The sequence below is a fragment of the Pedosphaera parvula Ellin514 genome, assembly GCF_000172555.1.
In the GTDB taxonomy this organism is placed as follows: domain Bacteria; phylum Verrucomicrobiota; class Verrucomicrobiia; order Limisphaerales; family Pedosphaeraceae; genus Pedosphaera.
In genome coordinates, this window is sequence record NZ_ABOX02000010.1 from 18,971 (window position 1) to 39,200 (window position 20,230).

Consider the following 20,230-nt stretch of genomic DNA (forward strand, 5'->3'; position numbering starts at 1 on the left):
ATAGAGCCCGAATGCAGGTATGTAAAGCGATACAAAAAGGGCGCGATGCGATTTAATCTGCCGGCCCGAAACCTTTCAGTCTCACCCAAAAAGAGTCTTCATTCTTCATCTCCATTCATAAAATAAAAGATGTGCCGTTAACTGCCGGTAACTCGTGTTAGCTCGTGTTAACTCACAGTCCAACTGCCATATCATATGTGGCAGACAACCTGTCCAAACCGACCACGCAAAACTCAACAATTGCCATTCATATAACCTGTAACCTTGGATTCCATTCGACATTCGAAATTCGGCATTCGCAATTTCCTTGGCCTTCCGATACCTTCCGAAAATCCACATTCAGTCCTTTCTCCAAAGCCGCCCATACTGGCAATCGTGCCACCACACCGAAAGGACAAGGCCCGCAGGACGTCGCCCACTCCTTGGGAGAGGAAAGAGGCGGGGGACCAGCCCGTAAACCAAGCTCGACATAACCAACCCTATCAGTTCCCATATAAGCTTCCTTTCTACCTAGACTAGACACACTTATTACGCATTAATATATTTCTTTTAAAGGAATATTAACTCAATGTCAACACTTTTTTATAATACTATTGACTTTTTAAATCTAATCCGTCCCATCCATCCTCCAACTCTCCGGCGAAGTCGGCCAGTCATACCTAATCCAGCACTCCACCGATATCTCCCTCTGGGCCACCCTCGTCGCCTCCAACCCACCCGCAACTTTCATCGACCTCACCGCCTCCAATTTCCCCGCAACCTTCTACCGCGCCCGGCAGCAGTAGAATTTTAGTTTGCCATTCAGAACATCTCTCAGTAATCAATCCCGATGCCCGTTGACTCATCCGTCCCTCAGGGTTCCAATACTCTGAAAGATGCCAGGGAACGCCTACAGATTGGCCCTGTTTCTTCCTGGGTAATTCCATTACCAACTCCGACCGATTTCAAAGCAAAAAAGACCGCCCCAACGACCTATCTCCTTATCGACCGCCAGACCCAGGCCGAGCATCGCCGGACTTACTATCACTACGCCATGCGCCTGGAAACCATGCAGGCCGTCCAGCACGCATCTCAATGGCGACTCGAGTTTGAGCCAGCAACGCAATTCGTTACCATTCATTCGATAAAAATCCGCCGGGAAAACGTGGAAGTCGAACACGCAGGCCTCGACAAAATCCGCATTTTACAGCGCGAGTCAGGCTTGGAAGGCTTTATCATCGATGGCGCGGTCACCCTTTTGCTGGTCTTGGAAGATGTCCGTCCCGGCGACATCCTGGAATGGAGCTATACCATTGAAAATCAACCACGGCTGCTCCCGGAACATTGCACGGCCTTTTTCACTCTGCCCATCGGATCACCCGTCGGAAAATTCCACTTTTCTCTGCAATTCCATGAGTCCCGTCAAATGAAGTGGAAATCTGCCTCTCCAGACCGGAAGCCTGCCGAAAACACTGAAAACCAGTCGACCACCTGGGTTTGGCAGGGAGAAAACCTGGAAACTCCGGAACCAGAAGATAACACCCCCGAATGGCACCTGCCGAATTTCTGGATACAAATTTCAAATTGCCCGGATTGGTCGACGATTGCCACCGCATTCTGCAACGCTTGGAAAGAGGAACCCGAGAATCCCAGGCTCAGCGAAATCATTCAGCAAATCAAACAGGAGGAAACGGACCTCTTACGCCAAATCGAAAAAGCAATCCGACTGGTTCAGGACGAACACCGGTATCTAAGCGTTAATCTCGAACTCGGCGGCCAGGTCCCGACTGCACCAGAAACCGTGCTTCGACGTCGATACGGCGATTGCAAGGATCTTTCCTTCCTTTTGACTCACCTGCTGAAACGCCTGGGAATTCCTGCCCGCCCAATCCTTGTGAACACCAGGCTTCGCAAGTCCATTGCCAGCCTTTTGCCAATGGTCCTATTCGATCACGCAGTAGTGGAATATCAGGTCCAGGGCGAAACCCGCTGGGTGGATGCAACCTTGAAAAAGCAAGGAGGCGGCCCCTTGAACAGGATCATCTTCGATTTCGCTCTCGGCCTCCCCGTCGATACCGCAGCCTCTGGCCTGATTGCTCCCCCGCCCGCTTCCGTTCAGGCCAGTCTGTATGAAGTAAAGGAAACCATCTTGGTGGATACCACCGGGAAGGATTCCCTGCTCTCCGTCGTGACCATTGCACACGGCCGGCACGCGGATCTCCTCCGTCACGATTTCGAAACCCAGGACATCAAGGTGCTTGAGGAAAAAAGACTTCAGGCATGCGCTAATAGATTCTTTCGTGCCGGTCGAATTGGTTCTCTCAAATACCGCGATGACCGTGATGCCGGCGAATTTGTGGTGGCTGAGGTTTTTGCCATTAACGGTTTTCTGACCGAAGGTCCGCGCCCCGAAACTTGTATCTTTCATTTACGACCGAGTTACGCGGCAGACTTTCTCGGCAGACCTGAAATCAAACCCGGCACCAAGCGGCAAACACCGTTTGCTCTTCCTCATCCATATAAAATTGTCCACACCCTCGAAGTCCAATCCCCTGGCTTGCATCCGGAAATTTTGCCGGCCCACCGCGTTCAAAGCCGCTTTGTCTACTTCTCCCGGGCACACAAAGGCTTGGGAACTTATTGTCTGCTCACATTCTCCTTCAACACCCTCGTCGATTCGGTTCCGGCAGATCAAGTAGCTGATTATCGAAAAACTGTTGAAGAAATCTGGGCAGTATCCTCCGGACGCATCCACCTCATGATTGGATATGCCCATCCTAAGAAGCGACGCGATTTTGGCGAACTGCCCTTGCCCTCACGCAAACCCGCCACCAGGACAGGCTCAACTCAGGTCCCGTCGGCGAAACAGCCCGTCGCCACCACAGCATCAAAAGAAGTCACCGCCACCCCAACCTCCTCACCACTCGCGATGGCTCTGGTTTCTAAAGCTGAGTCAATTTCGAAGCCTGTGGAAATAATCTCAAAAACTGAAATTCCAAAAACCGACCAACCTTCTTCCCCAAAGGAATCCTCCTCTCGCATAACAAACGCCCAGCCGCTTCTATCCCCGGAAGAACACCGTTCTCAACGCAAAAGAAAACAGAAGAAACGCAGCCTCCTCTGGCCAATCATTATCGGTGTCATAACTATTTCCCTCATCATTGTTTTCATTTTCGCTCTCCGCCGCCCCCCACAGTAGCACGCCGACCCGCAGGTCATAGCTCTACGACCCAATCCCACCGCTCTGGGCATACAAGCCATAAAACATTCAGGCAACTATTAAGCATTTGGATGTTTTCGGATAACTTTATGAGTGTAAAAGAGAGAAAAGCGGAACCGCCCGTTGACGCATCGCATCGAATTCATTCCCCTTTGCCAGCTCACACATCCACGCTCGTTCAACTCCATCACTCTTCTCATGCGCTTTTCAGGAAGTGGATCCACTACATTGTAGAGCTTTCATAAATGCGCAGTTTAACCACTTGTAAGTTATTGCCTTTCGCTTTGATCTTCCCGGACGCTTCGGATTCTGAACAATTTTGCCCCCATAGCATCTGCCAAAGCCTGGCATTTGTTGGCTACGCTTGGGTCACCGCTCGTCATTATGGAAATTCCATCAAAAAACTCGCTGCAGACGGCAAAGGTTGCTTCAGGATCAAGTTTGAAAAAGAAACCCTCGTCGGAGGGAATACTCACGAAAGAACCATCCCTACGGCGATAAAGTTGATTTTCCTTAAACTTTTTACCCCAATCCAAATCAGTATCCCGCTTCACGGCAGCTTTAATTTCTGAAATTTTCAAAATCCTGTCAGGCTGATCAGTTTGCTTTTCAGGAACGCACTTAATTAAATAGAAAGCCATGATATTTTATTGACGTTTTTTAGTTCCCTGTTGAGCGACATGCCCCATGGTCATTCCATCATATTCTAAAGGGGCCAAACCAAAGTAATGACACTTATTTTCGGTCATTTGGTTTTCTTTGGGCCCAGTAAAGGCAGTTGCTGATGAATTAAAGATTACCTCCTGAAGAAAAATTCAAGAACATCGCAGCATAATAAGCAATCCAACTTTCCCATAGGCGTAGTTGCTTAAATATGTGGATTTCGGTTACCTGTCCAATCCGTAATCGTGCTCTTCAGTTTGTCGAGGCAATCTATAGGCGTACTACATTTGGGGCATTTCAAAGGTAGCGGCCGATGAAATTCAGTCCAGCATTCTGAACACCAGTTGGGATCGGAGAGCACAATTTCATCCTCTGCAACATGTTCAGGAGGGATTCCACCTTTATTATTAAAAGCCGAACCGTCGTCATTCTTACTCCAACGGTCCTCTTGACAGCGTCGCCAAAACTCGACTCTGGTCGGCACCGCGCTGTATGGTAATATCTTCATTTTTTAAGGGGGTCAAACCAAAGTAATGACACTTATTTTCGGTCATTTTGGTTTTCTTTGGGCCCAGGGCAGTTGCTGATGTGGGTCCAGGTGCCCATGCGCAGGCGTTGGACGATCCACTTCAAGGTGACGGTGGTTTCCACCTCCGACTGGTCAGCAATGATTGGTTCTGTATTTGATAACTCCATAATCCATCCAGCCCCGGCTGCTACGCGGCAGAATGGAACTGGTTTGCGGGGAAGTAAAGTGGAAATGGGATTTAAGGGCGTTTTTATAGCGCACTTCAAAATGAACGAAACAAAAAGAGCATCCACATTTGTGGATGCCCATTGGAGGAATTCTTGTTCGTCGGCAAAAATTACCGAGCCCCGATTATCTTTTGATGCGGTAAAACTTTATCGCTCCACTGGCAGCAGTGCTGACGCGGAAGACTCCAGGACTCAGTGGTATTGGAGTTACTGCCACATCAGTGAAAGTTCCGTTCACAGTCGCAGCACTTTGAAGAACATAAGCGGATGCGTCATCGCTGGCCGAGCCGGTGAAGTCGATCGTAACCGTTCCACCGCTGCTCTTAATGCTGGTAATATGTGGCAGGACCGGGGCATTCACCACCACTTTCTCGATGGCTACGGTTGTAGCCTGATTTGCTCCCGGAGGCGAAAAAGCGCGCCAGTTACCCTCACTTCCCGCAAGACCATCAAAGGCATTATAAAGATTACCCGCATTATCCCATGCAACAGCCATCTGGGCATGTCCATCCGCACTGAGACTGACCACATTCGTCCCGGTGTTTCCATCCAGCACTTGGACCTGTTGATCTGTGCCAAGTGAAACCGCTACGAGCGTCCCTGCCGGGTTAACCGCGATGGAGGTAACATCATTGGCATCGTTCGTCAAAGTATCGCCTGCCTTCCAAATCGCATTGGTCAGCGAAACTCCTGTATAAGGCGAAAACTTAAAGATTTTGAACTGATCATTATTCCACGGCTGTTGTGCCACATAAATATTTCCGGCATTGTCCAGAGCCACATCAAAGGCGGAGTCATCCAGATCAGAGTTGGTGATCGCAAAATGAGCCGCAGTGGCGCGCACGGCAATGTCAGGCGAAAGCCCCACGGCTAACGTTCCATCGGCTTGCGCATTCCAATGCATAATCCCCCACCCGCCCGTATTATTATCAGACATCCACACCTGATTATTCGTCCCGCTACCAGTGACAAAGAATCCACCCAGGTTACCCTGTGGAGTGCTTGGCCGAATCAGGCCTTGATAGTTTACCGGTCCTACCGGCGGCGCTGGTTCAGGGGTGGGATTGTTATCGTCCCGCATGATGTTCTGCATCGAACCTGCGCTCAGTTGCTGATCCCACGCAAAAATGTTTCCATTTCCCGACCAGTGTTCGACGTAGACCTTGTCGTCCGCCCCTATCTTGATCCGCCATGGACTATACCCGTCGCCGACCCAGGCATAACCCCCATCCGCAAACCCACCTTCATCCGCCGGACTGCTATCAGCATTCAGCTTTTGAATCCCCGGCGTATCGGCGACAACTGAGGGATATCCTGGTCCTACACCCGCATTTCCCACGAAGACCCGCCCATAATAAGGGCTGTTCGTATTCTTGTTAACATCGAGACCTCGACAGCTGAAAACTGCGTTTCCGATATTGGTATCATCAGTAATCTGTGTCCAGTTGGTATAACCGGTGGACGCTGCAGTAATACTCACAGTATAAGTGCCACCCGGAACATTGGCACCCACACCATCCTTTCCATCCCAAACCATATTATTTGCACCACGCAATGTTCCCGCACTTCCGGCAGCAACATTTATAACTCGAACCGTGGTGTTGCCGGACAGGATTCTGACCGCAACCCCGCCGGAAGCAGGTTCATTCAAAATGTAGCTGATCGAGACATTGCCCCCTGCACCAGTCGTGACATCGTTTGTAGCGCCATTCAATTTTATATTGGTCGCATAAACATTCGCCCGCGCGGAATGAACTGTAGCCGCGGTTATTACGAGCGCCAACGCCATTCCTCCAACGGTCTGATTTTTTAGTCTATATTTCATGCAGTTTTCGTGGTTTTTTTATGCGCAGTTTGGTTTACTTTTCGTCACCCTGTTGGACGAAATTCCATGGACAGCACGGAAGTCACAGAAGCACTGGCAAATGGCGCAACAACACCACGCTTTCGTTCAGCAGTTTCCCGTGTCAATCAGCGCAGGTCTCCAGACAACTCCCACTCTTTGGATACCCATCGCCAATTGAAACCTTCCAAGCTTTACTTCCGCTCTGAATGAATAAATTATTTTCCAGCAACATCCGCCTTCGGCTTTTGAACCGCTCCCCAGGCTTGAAGTTCACCTTCTGTCGGATCGCGAAATGAGGTCGTCTGAGCTTTGCATTGTTCGCAGGGGATCAACCGGCTTCTGCGCACATCAATCGTCGTGTGACCATCAGTCGCGCACACGAAGGCGAGCACGGGTTGAACTTCAGTTCTTTTACACTGCGGACAGGATTCCCCAGACACTGGACCGGACACGTAGAATTTTGCCCCGCACGCCGCGCAAACGAAGCCGCTATAAGCCGAGGTGACTCCTGGAGTTGCTTCGTGCTTTCCACAACCACTGGTCATCCCAAGTATTAAACTAAGGATCAAACAGCCCGTACTCATTACAGCTCTGCGGCTGCATGGCTTGCCACGCCTCCACAATGTTAATAAAATTTGCAGCAGCATCACTCCGTCGCTCTCCAGGTATCACACGACATCTCGCGCGTCACAAACCATGCTTTATGCTGGATAAATGTGACATGCCCGTCGCAAAAAACCGCCGGAAACCCATCAGCGCCATGCCCGTCTTTTGGATCCGGTTTATCGTAATTCGCAGGATCAGCAAAATAATTATCTGCATGGATGATCAGATAGGTTCCGCTCGGCCCGGGAACCTCACCATGTCCAAACAATACAGCCGCGTGCTTTCTCGTTTGCACCAGGTTCTCTGTTTTTCGGGTAGCCACATCAGTTGCACCACCGGCCATTGGCGAATCACTGTGACCTGCCCACCACCCAAAATTCTCGTATGTATAACCGTTGGTTGAATCTTTACTGATGGCAAAGGTCTGAAGATCCACCAGATCGATGCGCCCTGTGGCTGTATTCAACACGGAATTAGTCCGAATCGCATTCCTGGTGTTGGGACAAATGAACGACCCAGTGTTTTTGACGTAATCCCCATACAACCAGTTATCATTGTCGTCGTAGTAAGTCAGATTACCAGTCAGATTACCCGCATAATCATTCCCATACATGAGGCTTCCCAAGCCCATTTGCTTCAGATTGTTGAGACAAACCGTCCTCCTCCCCTTCTCTTTTGCTCTTGCCAATGCAGGCAATAACAACCCTGCCAATATCGCAATAATCGCGATCACCACCAGAAGCTCAATCAAAGTAAAACCATTTGTTCGCTTATTTTTGAAAGGCACCCTTTGGGGAACGTATATTTTGGACCCGACCATATTAATTTGTTGAATAACAGCTAGGACCTAGGACTCTTATTGTGCTCAGCTCCTTCCATTTTGTAATTACACATTCATGTAATTAAAAATGCAACACCAATGTCTCGAGTGGAACAGAATGAGCATTCTAAACCAGTTACAAAGCCTGAAATTCCTGGTTCTTATTTATGGATTGTTACCACCAGGCAAACGAGCCAGTTACTATAACCAGCCTTTCGCTTGCTCAGTCTGTTATCCCGCAATCAATTCCTAAACCTCGTTTGCTCCTGACTTTGAATATAGCACAATTTCTCCTCAATGAGCTCACGTTTAACTGGTGCCATTGCTCGCTAATGTCTTTCCGGACACTCCCACCCCGCCGTCAGCCAGATCCGACCGCCAGTCCGGAATCATTCTGCACTGATAGGATCCTGATCCGCTTCTTAAGTAAGATATCAAAATTAAAAATTAAATCGTGCGTATCTTATCCGCTCGTACGTCTGTAACTCCCGGCATTTTGAAGAGTAAGATCACTTCCAGTTCGTAATTGCACTATTCTCCATTACGACAGCGTTTACTTGTTCAAGCAGCCAGCCATGTGAAACCAGGCTCCGCACCCGTTCGGCGGTTTCATAGATGGGCCACAGTTCCTCAGCAATCGCTTCCTCCAGGGCGTCCAATGTTTCCCACAGGGTGTTGCCGATCCGGTCCTTGATCACATCGCCGATGGCTTCCACTGGGTTTAATTCCGGACTGTATGGCGGCAGCGGCACCAGATGTATGCGGTCGGGCACTTCGTGAAGTTTAAGGTCTTTAAGTTCCCGGAACAGATAAAGGGCATCCACATTCGTGGATGCCCTTTACAGGATCGTCACTTGGCTTTTGTAAGTTATTTCTAATCCTCTAAATTCAACGTGATAAAATCCTGTCCTTCGGTATTACGGATGCTATCTGGACATTCTTACGACGATGGACAGGCTGCATGTTGTGTTAACCATCTCCAATCAGGATTAGTGGGGCCAGTTCCTATGCTGCTCTGACGAAACGGCTTTCTGACAGGTATTTTAATGACGGGGGTTACCCATTTATGAATTTGAGCATGGCCATCTGCAAAATTCACACCACATGAAGTAAGGTCATGATAGGAGCCTGGCACATCAGGAAAGCCTGAATTGCCGGGGTCACACCTGATCTGCAAATAACCATCCTGCATACTGCACATATTCTCCTCCAGAAAAACGAGCGTCTCTGTGGGGCCGGGACATGAAAGAATTTCGCTTATCTTGGAATAAGCCCCATAGCCGGCATTATAGCCTTTGGTCTCCGTAGCCGTGTAAAGATTTCCCACCTGACTGCTCATTGAGTAAGAACGAATGCGGTCTCCATTATCTGAAGGAACGGTATCTCCAGGGCACTTGTATACGCCAAGCTGCTTCCCCATGTAGGGAGCCACTATTGAAGTCTGATAAGGAATGGGATTCGTATTCGCGTCATATGTACTATCCCAACCCTCTTGCTGCTTACCGCACCAGGTATTTTCACTGTTAGCAGCATCTAGGGGTGCGTTCGGCACCATGACATCGTTAAAGTCGGTCGCATACATTTGCCAACCAAGAGCCAGCTGTTTCATATTGCTGACACATTTTGTCGCAGCGGCTTTGGATTTGGCTTTTGCCAGAGCGGGTAACAACAACCCTGCCAGGATGGCAATAATGGCAATAACAACCAGCAATTCTATTAAGGTAAATCCTCGTCGAAGAATCACTTTAGTACTTCTTTTAGGTGAAACCGGAAAATGTTGGGGATTCATAATGCTAATCGTGTGATACTAAACATCAGTACTATACCACGTTTTAATGAGAGTCAATTTTTTCTGTTATTGAAGAAAGGCATCCGCCCCCTTGGGCGGATGCCTTTTTAAACTTCGCTATGCTTATTGCAACCGCATGCGATAAAACCGCGTCGGAGCTGCCGACAGGCTGTCAGTAACAGTCACAGGACTGGCTGTTCCGGAGTTGGTACTGATCGGTGTCCAGCTTACGTCCGTTAGATTAGTCTTATATTCAACAATATAGTTCGGGCCGAATTCGGTTCCAAACTGGAGACTAAACGTTGAACCACTCACTGAGTTGGTGATCGTTTGAGCAACGGCAACAGTCAGGAATGCCGGTGGTGCACTGGTGATCGACGTAGTACCGTCGCCAACGCTCACTGTATAAGGACCGCCAAAACTAATCGGCTGTACTCCGGGCAATGAGAGTGTGGCAGTCGTTTTACCGGACAGGTTCGTTCCGTAATATCTCCATTGGTAATTGGTTATACCAGAGAATGTTTGAGCAACCACGGAGAAGGAAGGCGAGCTGCCCACCACGGCAGCACGGCTTGTGGGATTGGTGATGATGATCGGAGTTGGCGGAGCAACCGTAACACTCGAGCTGGTTGTCGAGTAAGCTCCATCATTCACAATCACCGCATAAGTCGCAAAGTTGGTGGATACCAATGGCGCGAAATTCAGGGTTGAACTTGTTGCCCCGACTATGCTCGCCCCATTGAGTGTCCATTGATAATTGATCGTACCAGTAACAGTCGAAGCCACAACGGATAAGTTCGTGGTCGTGCCAGCCGAAGCCACAATGCTGGACGGTTGAGTGATGATCGTGGGGGGCGTAATCGCGACAACCCTGACGTTGTCATAGATCACGCCAGCCTCACCAGAGCTTGCCGAACCATTTCCCAGGTCGTCCCATGGATCATTGTAACCGAGCATCACCGTTCCATTCGTGAAGGTTGAAGGAACGCCGTTGGTATTGTAGTAACTTAGAAGCACCGTATTGTTGGCTTTGAACGTGATGAGATTGCCAATCTGGCTGACTTCCACTTCCACCCAGGTAGGCGTGCCACTCAGCACTGTATTTGCCATGCTTCCTCCCAGGGAAGTACCGGCAGTGAATGGGGGCTTCTTGAAAACCTGCCGCGTGGTACTGGCGAGGCGGTTAATCATGTTGGTAGGCCCAATAACATTGACGCCGTTCGTCCATGTCGGTCCGCTCCAGGCACCGTAATCAGTGTTTGCACCGCCACCTCCGTTGCCATCGGCACCAACATCGAACCACAATCCATCACTCTGCCAGATTGAACCAGGAATGCTCCTGTCACTGACAGGGACGGCAACGTTGCGGAACCAGTTTGTCATGTTGCTGGAATGATCGATACCGAAGATGGCATTCTCAACCTTTGACTGCGCCGAACCAACGCTGTTTTGAACCAGGAACATGTCGAACCGCAGGGCATAATTGCTCCCAAAGGTGTGGTTCTGAAGGTACAGGTTCAGTCCCGCCGAGATGCCGGCATTCTTATTCACCGTCATGTAGACACCCTTTGTGTCGCCATTAGTTGAATGCGGTGCAGGGGGGATGGGTGCCAGATTTCCAACTGATCCACTGGTGTAGTCGTAGCCGAATATCAGGTTGTAATCCGTGGAGCCGTTGGTGTAGGAAGCGAACGCTACTTTCCAGTTGCTTCCGCTCGGATCGTTCTCAAAATTGTCCGAAAAGAGAATGTTCTCGGGTGGAACAGCCTTCAGTGTCAATGTCGTGGTGGCAGTATTGTTAGTCACGGTGTAACCGGCTCCTGCAACAAGACTCAGATTGATGCTGCGGCTGCCCACGGCTGTTGTGCCATTCGGTCCAGGAGCAATGATTTGTACAGTCAGGTCAACCACACCAGCCGGAATCGTGACGGGCACGTTGGTAAGGTAATAATCAACGTTGGATACTCCCGTGCCAGTGAAGGCAAAACTACTTGCATTCAAATTTACGTCAATATTGGTATTACCAAGGCGGCGAATAGCCAGGGCTGCGTAATCGTTAAGATTCCCTTGGTAAAGGTTGGTAGAGAGCGAGAGAACCTGGAGTTGTGGCATTTCATTATCCACGATGGCCACCTGGGCGAAACTGGGGAAGCCAAGCGAGTAACCTCCGCTGCCCTTGATGGTTAAAAGAACAGTTTCAGTCAACTCAGGAATCGAATCATCCACTGGAGTAATGGTTATGTTCGTGCTCGTCTGACCCGCCGCGATAACGCAGTTTGTCGTGGTAATCAACGATCCACCACCGACTGTATAATCGTTGGTAAGCGTGGCAGTACCCGTGATGGTGTAAAACACAGTCAGCGGATTGCCAATGTCATCGGGCGTACGGGTGATGGTAAACATTCCCGGAACCGATCCTTGCTCATAAGCCAAAGGTGTTGTGGCAACTACAGACGTTTGCGTTGGTGGTGTGGCAACGCTAAAGGTGCCATCCGAGCCGGTCGTTGCATCGGTGGTTTCACCAATGTCCAAAGACTGAATATACCCAAGGCCGCTGCTCGCACAGATCAGATTGTCGGCGGCGTCAAAGGCAATATCACGACCACTGCCAGCTCCACCAAAGTTGAATATCTGCCGTGCAGGAATGTTGGGAATGCCGTTTGTAAGTGGAATCAGAATAATTTCATTGGCCACAGTCGTTGCGGAACTACCATCTAGAGCAGTAATCGGGTTACTGCCGCCAGCAATAATTCCCGCCAGGTACCGCCCATCCTTGCTCACGGAAAACCTCATCATATCCCGCAACACGTCATCACTATACCCTTCGGCGAGACTTTCGGTTTGGGAATCCCAGAAGAAACCTCCAATACCGGGGTAGGAATTAGGATCGACGGGGTGTGCAGGATCAACAATGAATAAATCATACTGACCGGCATTAGACCGGCGCTGGTTGACATAGACATACCCGTTTGGCCCGACTTCAACTTTCATATTCTGACCGGAAAAATTATTAATGTAAGGGGTCATTAATTTGGCATCAGGAGCGCTGGACCACTCCGGCGAGCCAACACCGGCGTAACTGGCGCCAATGTTATACTGCCAAAGACTGTTCCACTCCGTGGCTGCCCCCGTAGCAGGGTCTCTTTGATAATCTTCATCCAGCGTATACAGCTTGGTGTTAGCACCCGTGCCAACCATGAAGGCACTGACAACGCTGCCGTGATTATTATTGCTACCCACTGGCGCTGCTGCAACACCAGTAAGCTGCTTGAGCGTGTAACTGAAAGAACTAAGCAGCGGCGGCATCGTAATTAAATTTCCCGATGCATCCGTCCAGTCGCAGACCAGAACCGAGTCATCAGGAGCGATCGAGAGAGTGAAAGGAGAGGACCCGGCGTTTGCTGGTGTAAAGTTTGGATAACCACCAGTTTTTGGAACGTTCCCCTGCCCGGTTATATCGGCAAGTTCTGAAGAAAGTGCAAAGATACCCTGCCCGTGTGCTGCGTTTGTCCCTGAGTTTGAAACATACACCCAACCGAAATAAGGACTGGCCGGATTTCGATTTGCGGCCACGCCGCGCGGAGCGCCAAACGGCACCGTCGGGCTGTTCGGCGAGATCACACCACTACCGAGGTGCTTGATTCGAACCTTAAAAGTACCCGGGGCAATCGCCAGGTTGGTTACCACCAAGCCACGAGTGATGATGTTATTTCCGGGCGCTTGCAAAATGTTAGTGACCGACCCACCGCTGGAAATGACCATCACTGTATCGTTGGTCGTTGTAGTCTGGTTAAGCCGGAAGGAAACAGTACCAGCATTATTGGTCAAACTTGTCGCATACGGCGTGGCCTCGACCATCGTCGTAAATGACATGATTGCCGCACCCACAGCAACGCCGCGGGCAAGTAATCCGTCTAATTTGAGTTTTTTCATAGGTATTTTTAGCAGGTCCAGTCATTGGACCAATTGCAGCTGCACAGAACAAAGGCCCAATTCTTAAAACATAAGGCATGTGAAATGGAACTTTTTAGGTATAACAATGATTAGGAATTATCGTTAAAAACGCAATCAAAAAAATGGCTGATTTTATGAATTTTGCTGTGGCATTTTGGATTTTAAGAATCGATGACAAGAATTCGCCAACAGCCATGAAAACCATAAAAAAAAGCCCGTAAAAACAATGTTTTTACGAGCTGCAAAATATCGCTCAGGCAAGCCAAAATACGACAGCTTTTTAGCCTGCCTTCGAATCCTATAAGCCCTGCTAATGCTAGTGACTGACAAATGAAGACATGCTAACTCTGAACGGGCAAAAATCTACGGTAGATTGGTCCGCCCCATGAGAAAACGATCGCATTCGCGCGCCGCGCCCCTGCCCTCGTTGAAGGCCCAAACCACCAAGCTTTGACCACGACGGGCATCTCCAGCGGCAAAGACGCCTTTAACATTGGTCGAGTACCTGCCGTAATCGGCCTTGGCATTGCTGCGACCATCGCGCTCGACACCAAGTTGCTCCAGCAATGGCTGTTCTGGCCCAAGGAAACCCATGGCTAGAAGAACCACCTGCGCCGGGCGAACTTTTTCCGTGCCGGCTACCGGCTGAGGCACAAACTGCCCCTTCTCGTTCTTATCCCACCGGATCTCGATGGTATGCACTTCCTTCACGTGCCCCTGCTCGTCTCCCACAAATTTAGTCGAAGTGGTCAGATACGTGCGTGGATCTGCACCAAACTTCGCAGCCGCTTCCTCTTGCCCGTAGTCCAGACGATATACCTTCGGCCATTCCGGCCAGGGATTATCCTTCGCCCGCTCCACAGGCGGTTGAGGAAGAATTTCCAACTGCACCAAACTCTTGCAGCCATGACGCAAGGAAGTTCCCACACAATCAGTGCCGGTGTCCCCGCCACCAATCACCACCACATCCTTGCCTTCTGCCGAAATGAAGCTGCCATTGCGATGCTTATCCAGCAGACTTTTGGTGTTGTTGTGCAGGAATTCCATGGCAAAATGAATCCCCTTTAACTGCCGGCCTTCGATTGGTAAATCACGCGGCTTGGTCGCTCCAGTGCAAATCACGACCGCATCAAATTCCTGCATCAACTTCTCTGTCGGGTAATTTTTCCCCACTTCTGTGCCGGTCGTAAATGTGATCCCTTCCTTGGCCATCAAATCGACCCGGCGCTGCACCACGTCCTTGTCGAGCTTCATGTTGGGAATGCCATACATCAGCAAGCCACCTACGCGATCAGCACGTTCGAAAACCGTTACCCAATGCCCCGCCCTGTTGAGCTGCGCCGCCGCGCAAAGTCCGGCTGGACCTGAACCGATAACTGCAACCTTTTTGCCAGTTCGCATCGCCGGCGGCTCGGCCGTGACCCAGCCTTCTTCCCAACCTTTGTCGATGATCGAACACTCAATATTCTTGATCGTCACAGGTGGGGAATGAATTCCCAGCACGCAGGAACCTTCACACGGCGCGGGACAAACACGCCCCGTAAACTCAGGGAAATTATTGGTCTTGTGCAACCGGTCCAAAGCTTCCTTCCACAAGCCGCGATAAACCAAATCGTTCCATTCCGGAATCAGATTGTTAATCGGACAACCGGATGCCATGCCGCTGATCAAGGTGCCAGTATGGCAGAAAGGTATGCCACAATCCATGCAACGAGCGCCCTGATCCTGGAGTTTTTTGCCATCCATGTGCAGGTGGAACTCGTTCCAATCGCGAATACGTTCCAACGCCGGACGATCCAGCGGTATCTCGCGCAAATATTCAATGAAGCCTGTCGGTTTTCCCATGTCTCAATTCAGTAAAGTTTCAGTAGGTTCGTTGGTGCTGATCAATCACACATTGCCTTAGCCGCCCCCGACGCGTGAAGCGTCCTTGGCATTGTCATTAAAGGCCGCCATCAATGCCTCCTCACCGCTCAGACCGGCTTCGGTCACACGCTTGATGGATTGCAACATACGTTTGTAATCCTTGGGCATCACTTTGACGAACTTCGGCACCGTTTCATCCCAGAGCGCCAGTATTTTGAAGGCATGCTGGCTGCGGGTGTAATCAGCATGACGCTTGATCATTTGCTGCAGTTCTTCGATCTCTGTCGCATCTTCCAGCTTTTCCAAGCCAACCATCTGCTGGTTGCAGCGACTCTTGAAATCACCTGTTTCATCCAGCACGTAGGCAACACCACCAGACATGCCAGCAGCAAAGTTACGGCCTGTGGGTCCGAGCACCACGACCCGGCCACCAGTCATGTATTCACAACCATGGTCGCCCACAGCCTCAACGACTGCGTTGACACCGCTGTTACGAACACAAAAACGCTCGCCAGCCATACCGCCGATGTAAACCTCACCGCTGGTCGCTCCGTAGAGCGCCACGTTACCGATGATAATATTCTCCGCCGGGTTGAACGTGGAACCCTTTGGCGGATAAACGATGATCTTGCCGCCGGACAAACCTTTTCCGACGTAATCATTGGCATCGCCTTCCAACCTCAAGGTGACTCCCTTGGGCACGAAAGCTCCCAGGCTCTGACCAGCCGAACCTTTGAAATTCAACTGAATCGTATCTTCCGGCAACGCTTCAACACCGTAGCGACGAGTCACTTCGCTGCCGAGAATCGTTCCCACCACCCGGTTTACGTTGCGTATCGGCAAGTCAGCGACGACTTTTTCCTTCCGCTCCAGAGCGGGTGCGCAAAGTTTGAGCAAAGTGGTATTGTCGAGTGCCTTGTCCAAGCCATGGTCCTGCACCATTTGCGCATAACGCCCCACATCACTTCCCACCTTGGGCTGGTAAAGCATGTTGGACAAATCCAGTCCCTTGGCCTTCCAATGCTCGATCGCCTTCTTCGGCTCGAGCAAGTCAGTGCGCCCCACCATTTCATTTACAGTGCGGAATCCAAGTTGTGCCATCAACTCGCGCACTTCCTGGGCAATGAACCGCATGAAATTCACCGCATGAGCCGGATCGCCGGTAAAGTTTTTTCGCAACTCAGGGTCCTGTGTCGCCACCCCAACCGGACAGGTGTTCAGATGGCACACGCGCATCATGATACAACCCAACGCCACGAGCGGAGCGGTGGCAAAGCCGAACTCTTCAGCTCCCAACAAAGCAGCCACAATAACATCGCGGCCAGTCTTTAACTGACCATCCGTTTCCACCACGATTCGGCTGCGCAAATTATTCAACAATAGTGTCTGATGAGTTTCAGCCAGGCCGAGTTCCCATGGGATACCCGCATGTTTGATGCTGGTCTGTGGCGAGGCGCCTGTGCCTCCATCAAAACCACTGATCAACACCACATCGGCATGAGCCTTGGCCACGCCGGCAGCAACCGTGCCCACACCCACCTCAGAAACCAGTTTCACACTGACTCGTGCGCGTGTGTTGGAATTCTTCAGGTCGTGAATCAATTCCGCCAAATCTTCGATGGAATAAATATCATGATGTGGCGGCGGCGAAATGAGTCCCACACCCGGCGTGGCATGGCGCACCTTGGCAACCCACGGATAAACCTTCCCACCCGGCAACTGACCGCCCTCGCCAGGCTTTGCTCCCTGCGCCATCTTGATCTGAATTTCCTTGGCATTGACGAGATACAAACTCGTGACGCCAAATCGTCCGGAAGCCACCTGCTTGATGGCGCTATTACGCGAGTCGCCATTCGCATCGGGAATATACCGGGCAGAATCTTCCCCGCCTTCACCGGTGTTGCTCTTGCCACCAATGCGGTTCATCGCAATTGCCAGACTCTCATGCGCTTCCTTGCTGATGGAACCGTACGACATCGCACCCGTTTTGAAACGCTTCAAAATGGATTCCACCGATTCCACTTCTTCAATGGAAATCGGATTGGCCGCCAGCTTTAAATCGAGCAATCCACGCAGAGTGCAATGTTTGCGCGTCTGGTCATTGACCAAAGCCGAGTATTCCTTAAAGGCATTATAACTATTCGCCCGAACCGCCTGCTGCAGCTTGTGCACGGTCTGCGGACTGAACAAATGCACTTCCCCTTCCGCGCGCCATTGGTAATTACCTCCCACTTCGAGTGTGTGGCCGTTCGTCTGACGCTCAGGGAACGCATGCTGATGGCGCATCTGCACTTCCGTGGCAATGACGTCCATACCCACACCTTCGATACGTGTCGGTGTCCAGGTGAAATATTTATCAACGACCGACTTCTTGAGACCAACCGCTTCGAATATTTGTGCACCACGGTAGCTCTGAATCGTGGAGATACCCATCTTGGAGATGACCTTCACCACACCCTTCACCGCCGCTTTCGCAAAATTCTTGCATGCATCCTTGTGCGTGATGTTCTTAAGCAACCCTTGCCGGATCATGTCATCCAAGGTCTCAAACGCCAGATAAGGATTGATGGCTCCCGCGCCATAACCAATCAGGAGCGAGAAATGATGCACTTCACGAGGCTCGCCGCTTTCCAATACCAGCCCGACACGGGTGCGTGTCCCTTGGCGAATCAAGTGATGATGTAAACCGGAAACGGCCAGTAAAGCAGGAACTGCGGCGTTCTCACGATCAATTCCGCGATCGGAAAGAATCAGAATGTTGACACCGTCATTAATGGCACGATCCGCCTTGGCGTATAAATCACCCATGGCTCGTTCCAAACCTTTTTCACCTTCATTTATCCTGTAGAGGATTGGTATGGTAACCGACTTGAAGCCTTCATGATCGACGTGCTTCAACTTGGCAAATTCTTCATTCGTCAAAATAGGCGATTTCAGCTCAATCAGATGGCAACTCTCCGGAATGGGCTTGAGTAAATTGCGCTCGGAACCAATGGTCGTTTCCGCGGAGGTAACAATTTCTTCGCGAATGCAATCAATGGGAGGATTGGTAACCTGCGCAAAGAGTTGCTTAAAGTAATTGTAAAGCGGCTGTGGCTTATCCGAGAGCACGGCTAGGGGCGTATCAGTTCCCATGGAACCAACAGCTTCAACACCATCACGTGCCATCGGAACCATCAGGATGCGCAAGTCTTCAAAGGTATAACCAAATGCCTGTTGACGGCGGAGCACGGTTTCATGGCTCGGCTCCGGCAGATGCGTCACCCCGGGCAGGTTTGCCATCTCAACCATGTACTTATTGAGCCATTGACGATAAGGATGCTGTTTGGCGACCTTGTCCTTGATCTCTTCATCCGCCACAATGCGTCCCTGCTCCATGTCGATGAGGAACATGCGTCCTGGTTGCAGACGGCCTTTTTGCAAAATCCGTTCCGGCGCAATATCCAATACACCCACTTCAGAAGCCATGACCACCAAATCATCCTTGGTGACGTAATAGCGCGACGGACGCAGACCGTTGCGATCCAGGATGGCTCCAATCATCTTGCCATCAGTGAAGGCAATTGAAGCCGGACCATCCCATGGTTCCATGAGACAGCTATGATACTCGTAGAACGCCTTGCGCTCGTCGCTCATGGTTTCATGGTTTGCCCATGGCTCCGGAATCATCATCATGATGGCATGGGGCAATGAACGCCCAGCCATTACGAGTAACTCGAGACAGTTATCAAACATGGCGGAGTCACTGCCATCGGTATTGATAATGGGAAGAATCTTCTTCAGGTCCTGGCCAAAAAGTTCTGACTCAAACATCGACTGCCGGGCATGCATCCAATTGATGTTGCCACGCAGTGTGTTGATTTCGCCATTGTGCGCCACGTAGCGATAAGGATGCCCGCGTTCCCAACTCGGGAAGGTGTTGGTGCTGAAACGGGAATGTACCAGCGCCAGAGCTGAATCCATCGCCGGATCACGCAAGTCCAGGAAATACTTGTCCACCTGCTCGGTGTTCAACATTCCTTTGTAAACCAAGGTTTTGTACGAAAGACTCGCCGTATACCAATAATTGCTGCCCGGAAACCCGGCACGACGAATTTCATTCGTGGCACGCTTGCGGATGACGTACAGCTTGCGCTCAAACGCCATGTCATCCTTGATTTTAGGATCGCGCTTGATGAAAACATGCCGCATAAGCGGCTCGGAAGATTTCGCGGTATTGCCCAATGAAGAGTTGTCCACCGGCACATCGCGCCAGCCAATGATTCGTTGACCTTCTTCAGCTACAATTTTCCCAAAAATCTGTTCGCATTCTTTGCGTTCGCCATCAATGGGAGGCAGATAGAGCAAACCAACGCCATATTGGCCAGGTTCAGGAAGGTCTATGCCTTCCTTGGCACATACCGCTTTCAAAAAACCATGGGGTGTCTGGATAAGAATTCCAGCTCCGTCCCCGGTGTTGGCTTCGCAACCACAAGCGCCACGATGGTCCAAATTCAAGAGCACCTGAATTGCCTGGCGGATAATCTCGTGGGACTTTTTGCCTTTTATATTGACGACGAATCCGACGCCACAGGCATCGTGTTCAAACTGTGGGTCGTAAAGGCCCTGCTTTTGCGGCAGGCCAATAGTAGTAATATGGCTGTCTATATGGTTCTGATTGTCCATCTTCTAATTCATCGTTAATACCAAAAAAATGTAATTCTCTAAGTTTTTACCGAAATGCTTGCGGTG

10 protein-coding genes are annotated in these 20,230 nt (G+C 50.5%); 1 reads left to right on the top strand and 9 read right to left on the bottom strand.

Annotated features, from left to right (window positions below; translation table 11 throughout):
- Nucleotides 1-829 precede the first annotated feature (829 nt).
- Nucleotides 830-3,178, top strand: coding sequence for a DUF3857 domain-containing transglutaminase family protein (locus CFLAV_RS09765; RefSeq protein WP_007414538.1), 2,349 nt, complete (start codon nt 830-832; stop codon nt 3,176-3,178).
- Between the two features lie 290 nt (nt 3,179-3,468).
- Here the strand turns inward: CFLAV_RS09765 and CFLAV_RS09770 are convergent, their stop codons facing one another.
- The 9 genes from CFLAV_RS09770 to gltB all read right to left on the bottom strand — a co-directional run bounded on the left by CFLAV_RS09770 (nt 3,469) and on the right by gltB (nt 20,164).
- Nucleotides 3,469-3,840, bottom strand: a complete 372-nt coding sequence (locus tag CFLAV_RS09770; protein WP_007414539.1) for a hypothetical protein — start codon at nt 3,838-3,840, stop codon at nt 3,469-3,471.
- Between the two features lie 902 nt (nt 3,841-4,742).
- On the bottom strand, nt 4,743-6,443 hold the full coding sequence (locus CFLAV_RS09780; RefSeq protein WP_007414543.1) for a FlgD immunoglobulin-like domain containing protein: 1,701 nt from the start codon (nt 6,441-6,443) through the stop codon (nt 4,743-4,745).
- A gap of 236 nt (nt 6,444-6,679) precedes the next feature.
- A complete protein-coding gene (locus tag CFLAV_RS09790; protein WP_040547832.1) occupies nt 6,680-7,009 on the bottom strand; it encodes a hypothetical protein in 330 nt (109 codons plus the stop codon).
- A 101-nt stretch (nt 7,010-7,110) separates the two neighbouring features.
- Entirely contained in the window at nt 7,111-7,890 is a 780-nt protein-coding gene (locus CFLAV_RS36090; RefSeq protein ID WP_007414545.1) for a prepilin-type N-terminal cleavage/methylation domain-containing protein, read from the bottom strand.
- Nucleotides 7,891-8,399: 509 nt separating this feature from the next.
- Nucleotides 8,400-8,714 (bottom strand): transposase, encoded by a 315-nt coding sequence (locus CFLAV_RS09800; RefSeq protein ID WP_007414546.1) that lies wholly within the window; start codon nt 8,712-8,714, stop codon nt 8,400-8,402.
- Nucleotides 8,715-8,830: 116 nt separating this feature from the next.
- Nucleotides 8,831-9,679, bottom strand: coding sequence for a type II secretion system protein (locus CFLAV_RS09805; protein ID WP_007414547.1), 849 nt, complete (start codon nt 9,677-9,679; stop codon nt 8,831-8,833).
- 123 nt (nt 9,680-9,802) lie between these two features.
- Nucleotides 9,803-13,612 (bottom strand): hypothetical protein, encoded by a 3,810-nt coding sequence (locus CFLAV_RS09810; RefSeq protein ID WP_007414548.1) that lies wholly within the window; start codon nt 13,610-13,612, stop codon nt 9,803-9,805.
- A 384-nt stretch (nt 13,613-13,996) separates the two neighbouring features.
- Complete coding sequence (locus CFLAV_RS09815) at nt 13,997-15,478, bottom strand: glutamate synthase subunit beta (RefSeq protein WP_007414549.1); 1,482 nt, start codon at nt 15,476-15,478, stop codon at nt 13,997-13,999.
- A 57-nt stretch (nt 15,479-15,535) separates the two neighbouring features.
- The gene (gene gltB / locus CFLAV_RS09820; RefSeq protein ID WP_007414550.1) at nt 15,536-20,164 is read right to left on the bottom strand and encodes a glutamate synthase large subunit; all 4,629 of its coding nucleotides are present in this window, start codon (nt 20,162-20,164) and stop codon (nt 15,536-15,538) included.
- Nucleotides 20,165-20,230: the final 66 nt, after the last annotated feature.

Excerpts from the sequence above, each read along its gene's own strand:
- CFLAV_RS09765 (WP_007414538.1), top strand. The coding sequence starts at position 830 with ATGCCCGTTGACTCATCCGTCCCTCAGGGTTCCAATACTCTGAAAGAT.
- gltB (WP_007414550.1), bottom strand. The coding sequence starts at position 20,164 with ATGGACAATCAGAACCATATAGACAGCCATATTACTACTATTGGCCTG.
- CFLAV_RS36090 (WP_007414545.1), bottom strand. The coding sequence starts at position 7,890 with ATGGTCGGGTCCAAAATATACGTTCCCCAAAGGGTGCCTTTCAAAAAT.
- CFLAV_RS09790 (WP_040547832.1), bottom strand. The coding sequence starts at position 7,009 with ATGACCAGTGGTTGTGGAAAGCACGAAGCAACTCCAGGAGTCACCTCG.
- CFLAV_RS09805 (WP_007414547.1), bottom strand. The coding sequence starts at position 9,679 with ATGAATCCCCAACATTTTCCGGTTTCACCTAAAAGAAGTACTAAAGTG.
- CFLAV_RS09810 (WP_007414548.1), bottom strand. The coding sequence starts at position 13,612 with ATGAAAAAACTCAAATTAGACGGATTACTTGCCCGCGGCGTTGCTGTG.
- CFLAV_RS09770 (WP_007414539.1), bottom strand. The coding sequence starts at position 3,840 with ATGGCTTTCTATTTAATTAAGTGCGTTCCTGAAAAGCAAACTGATCAG.
- CFLAV_RS09780 (WP_007414543.1), bottom strand. The coding sequence starts at position 6,443 with ATGAAATATAGACTAAAAAATCAGACCGTTGGAGGAATGGCGTTGGCG.
- CFLAV_RS09815 (WP_007414549.1), bottom strand. The coding sequence starts at position 15,478 with ATGGGAAAACCGACAGGCTTCATTGAATATTTGCGCGAGATACCGCTG.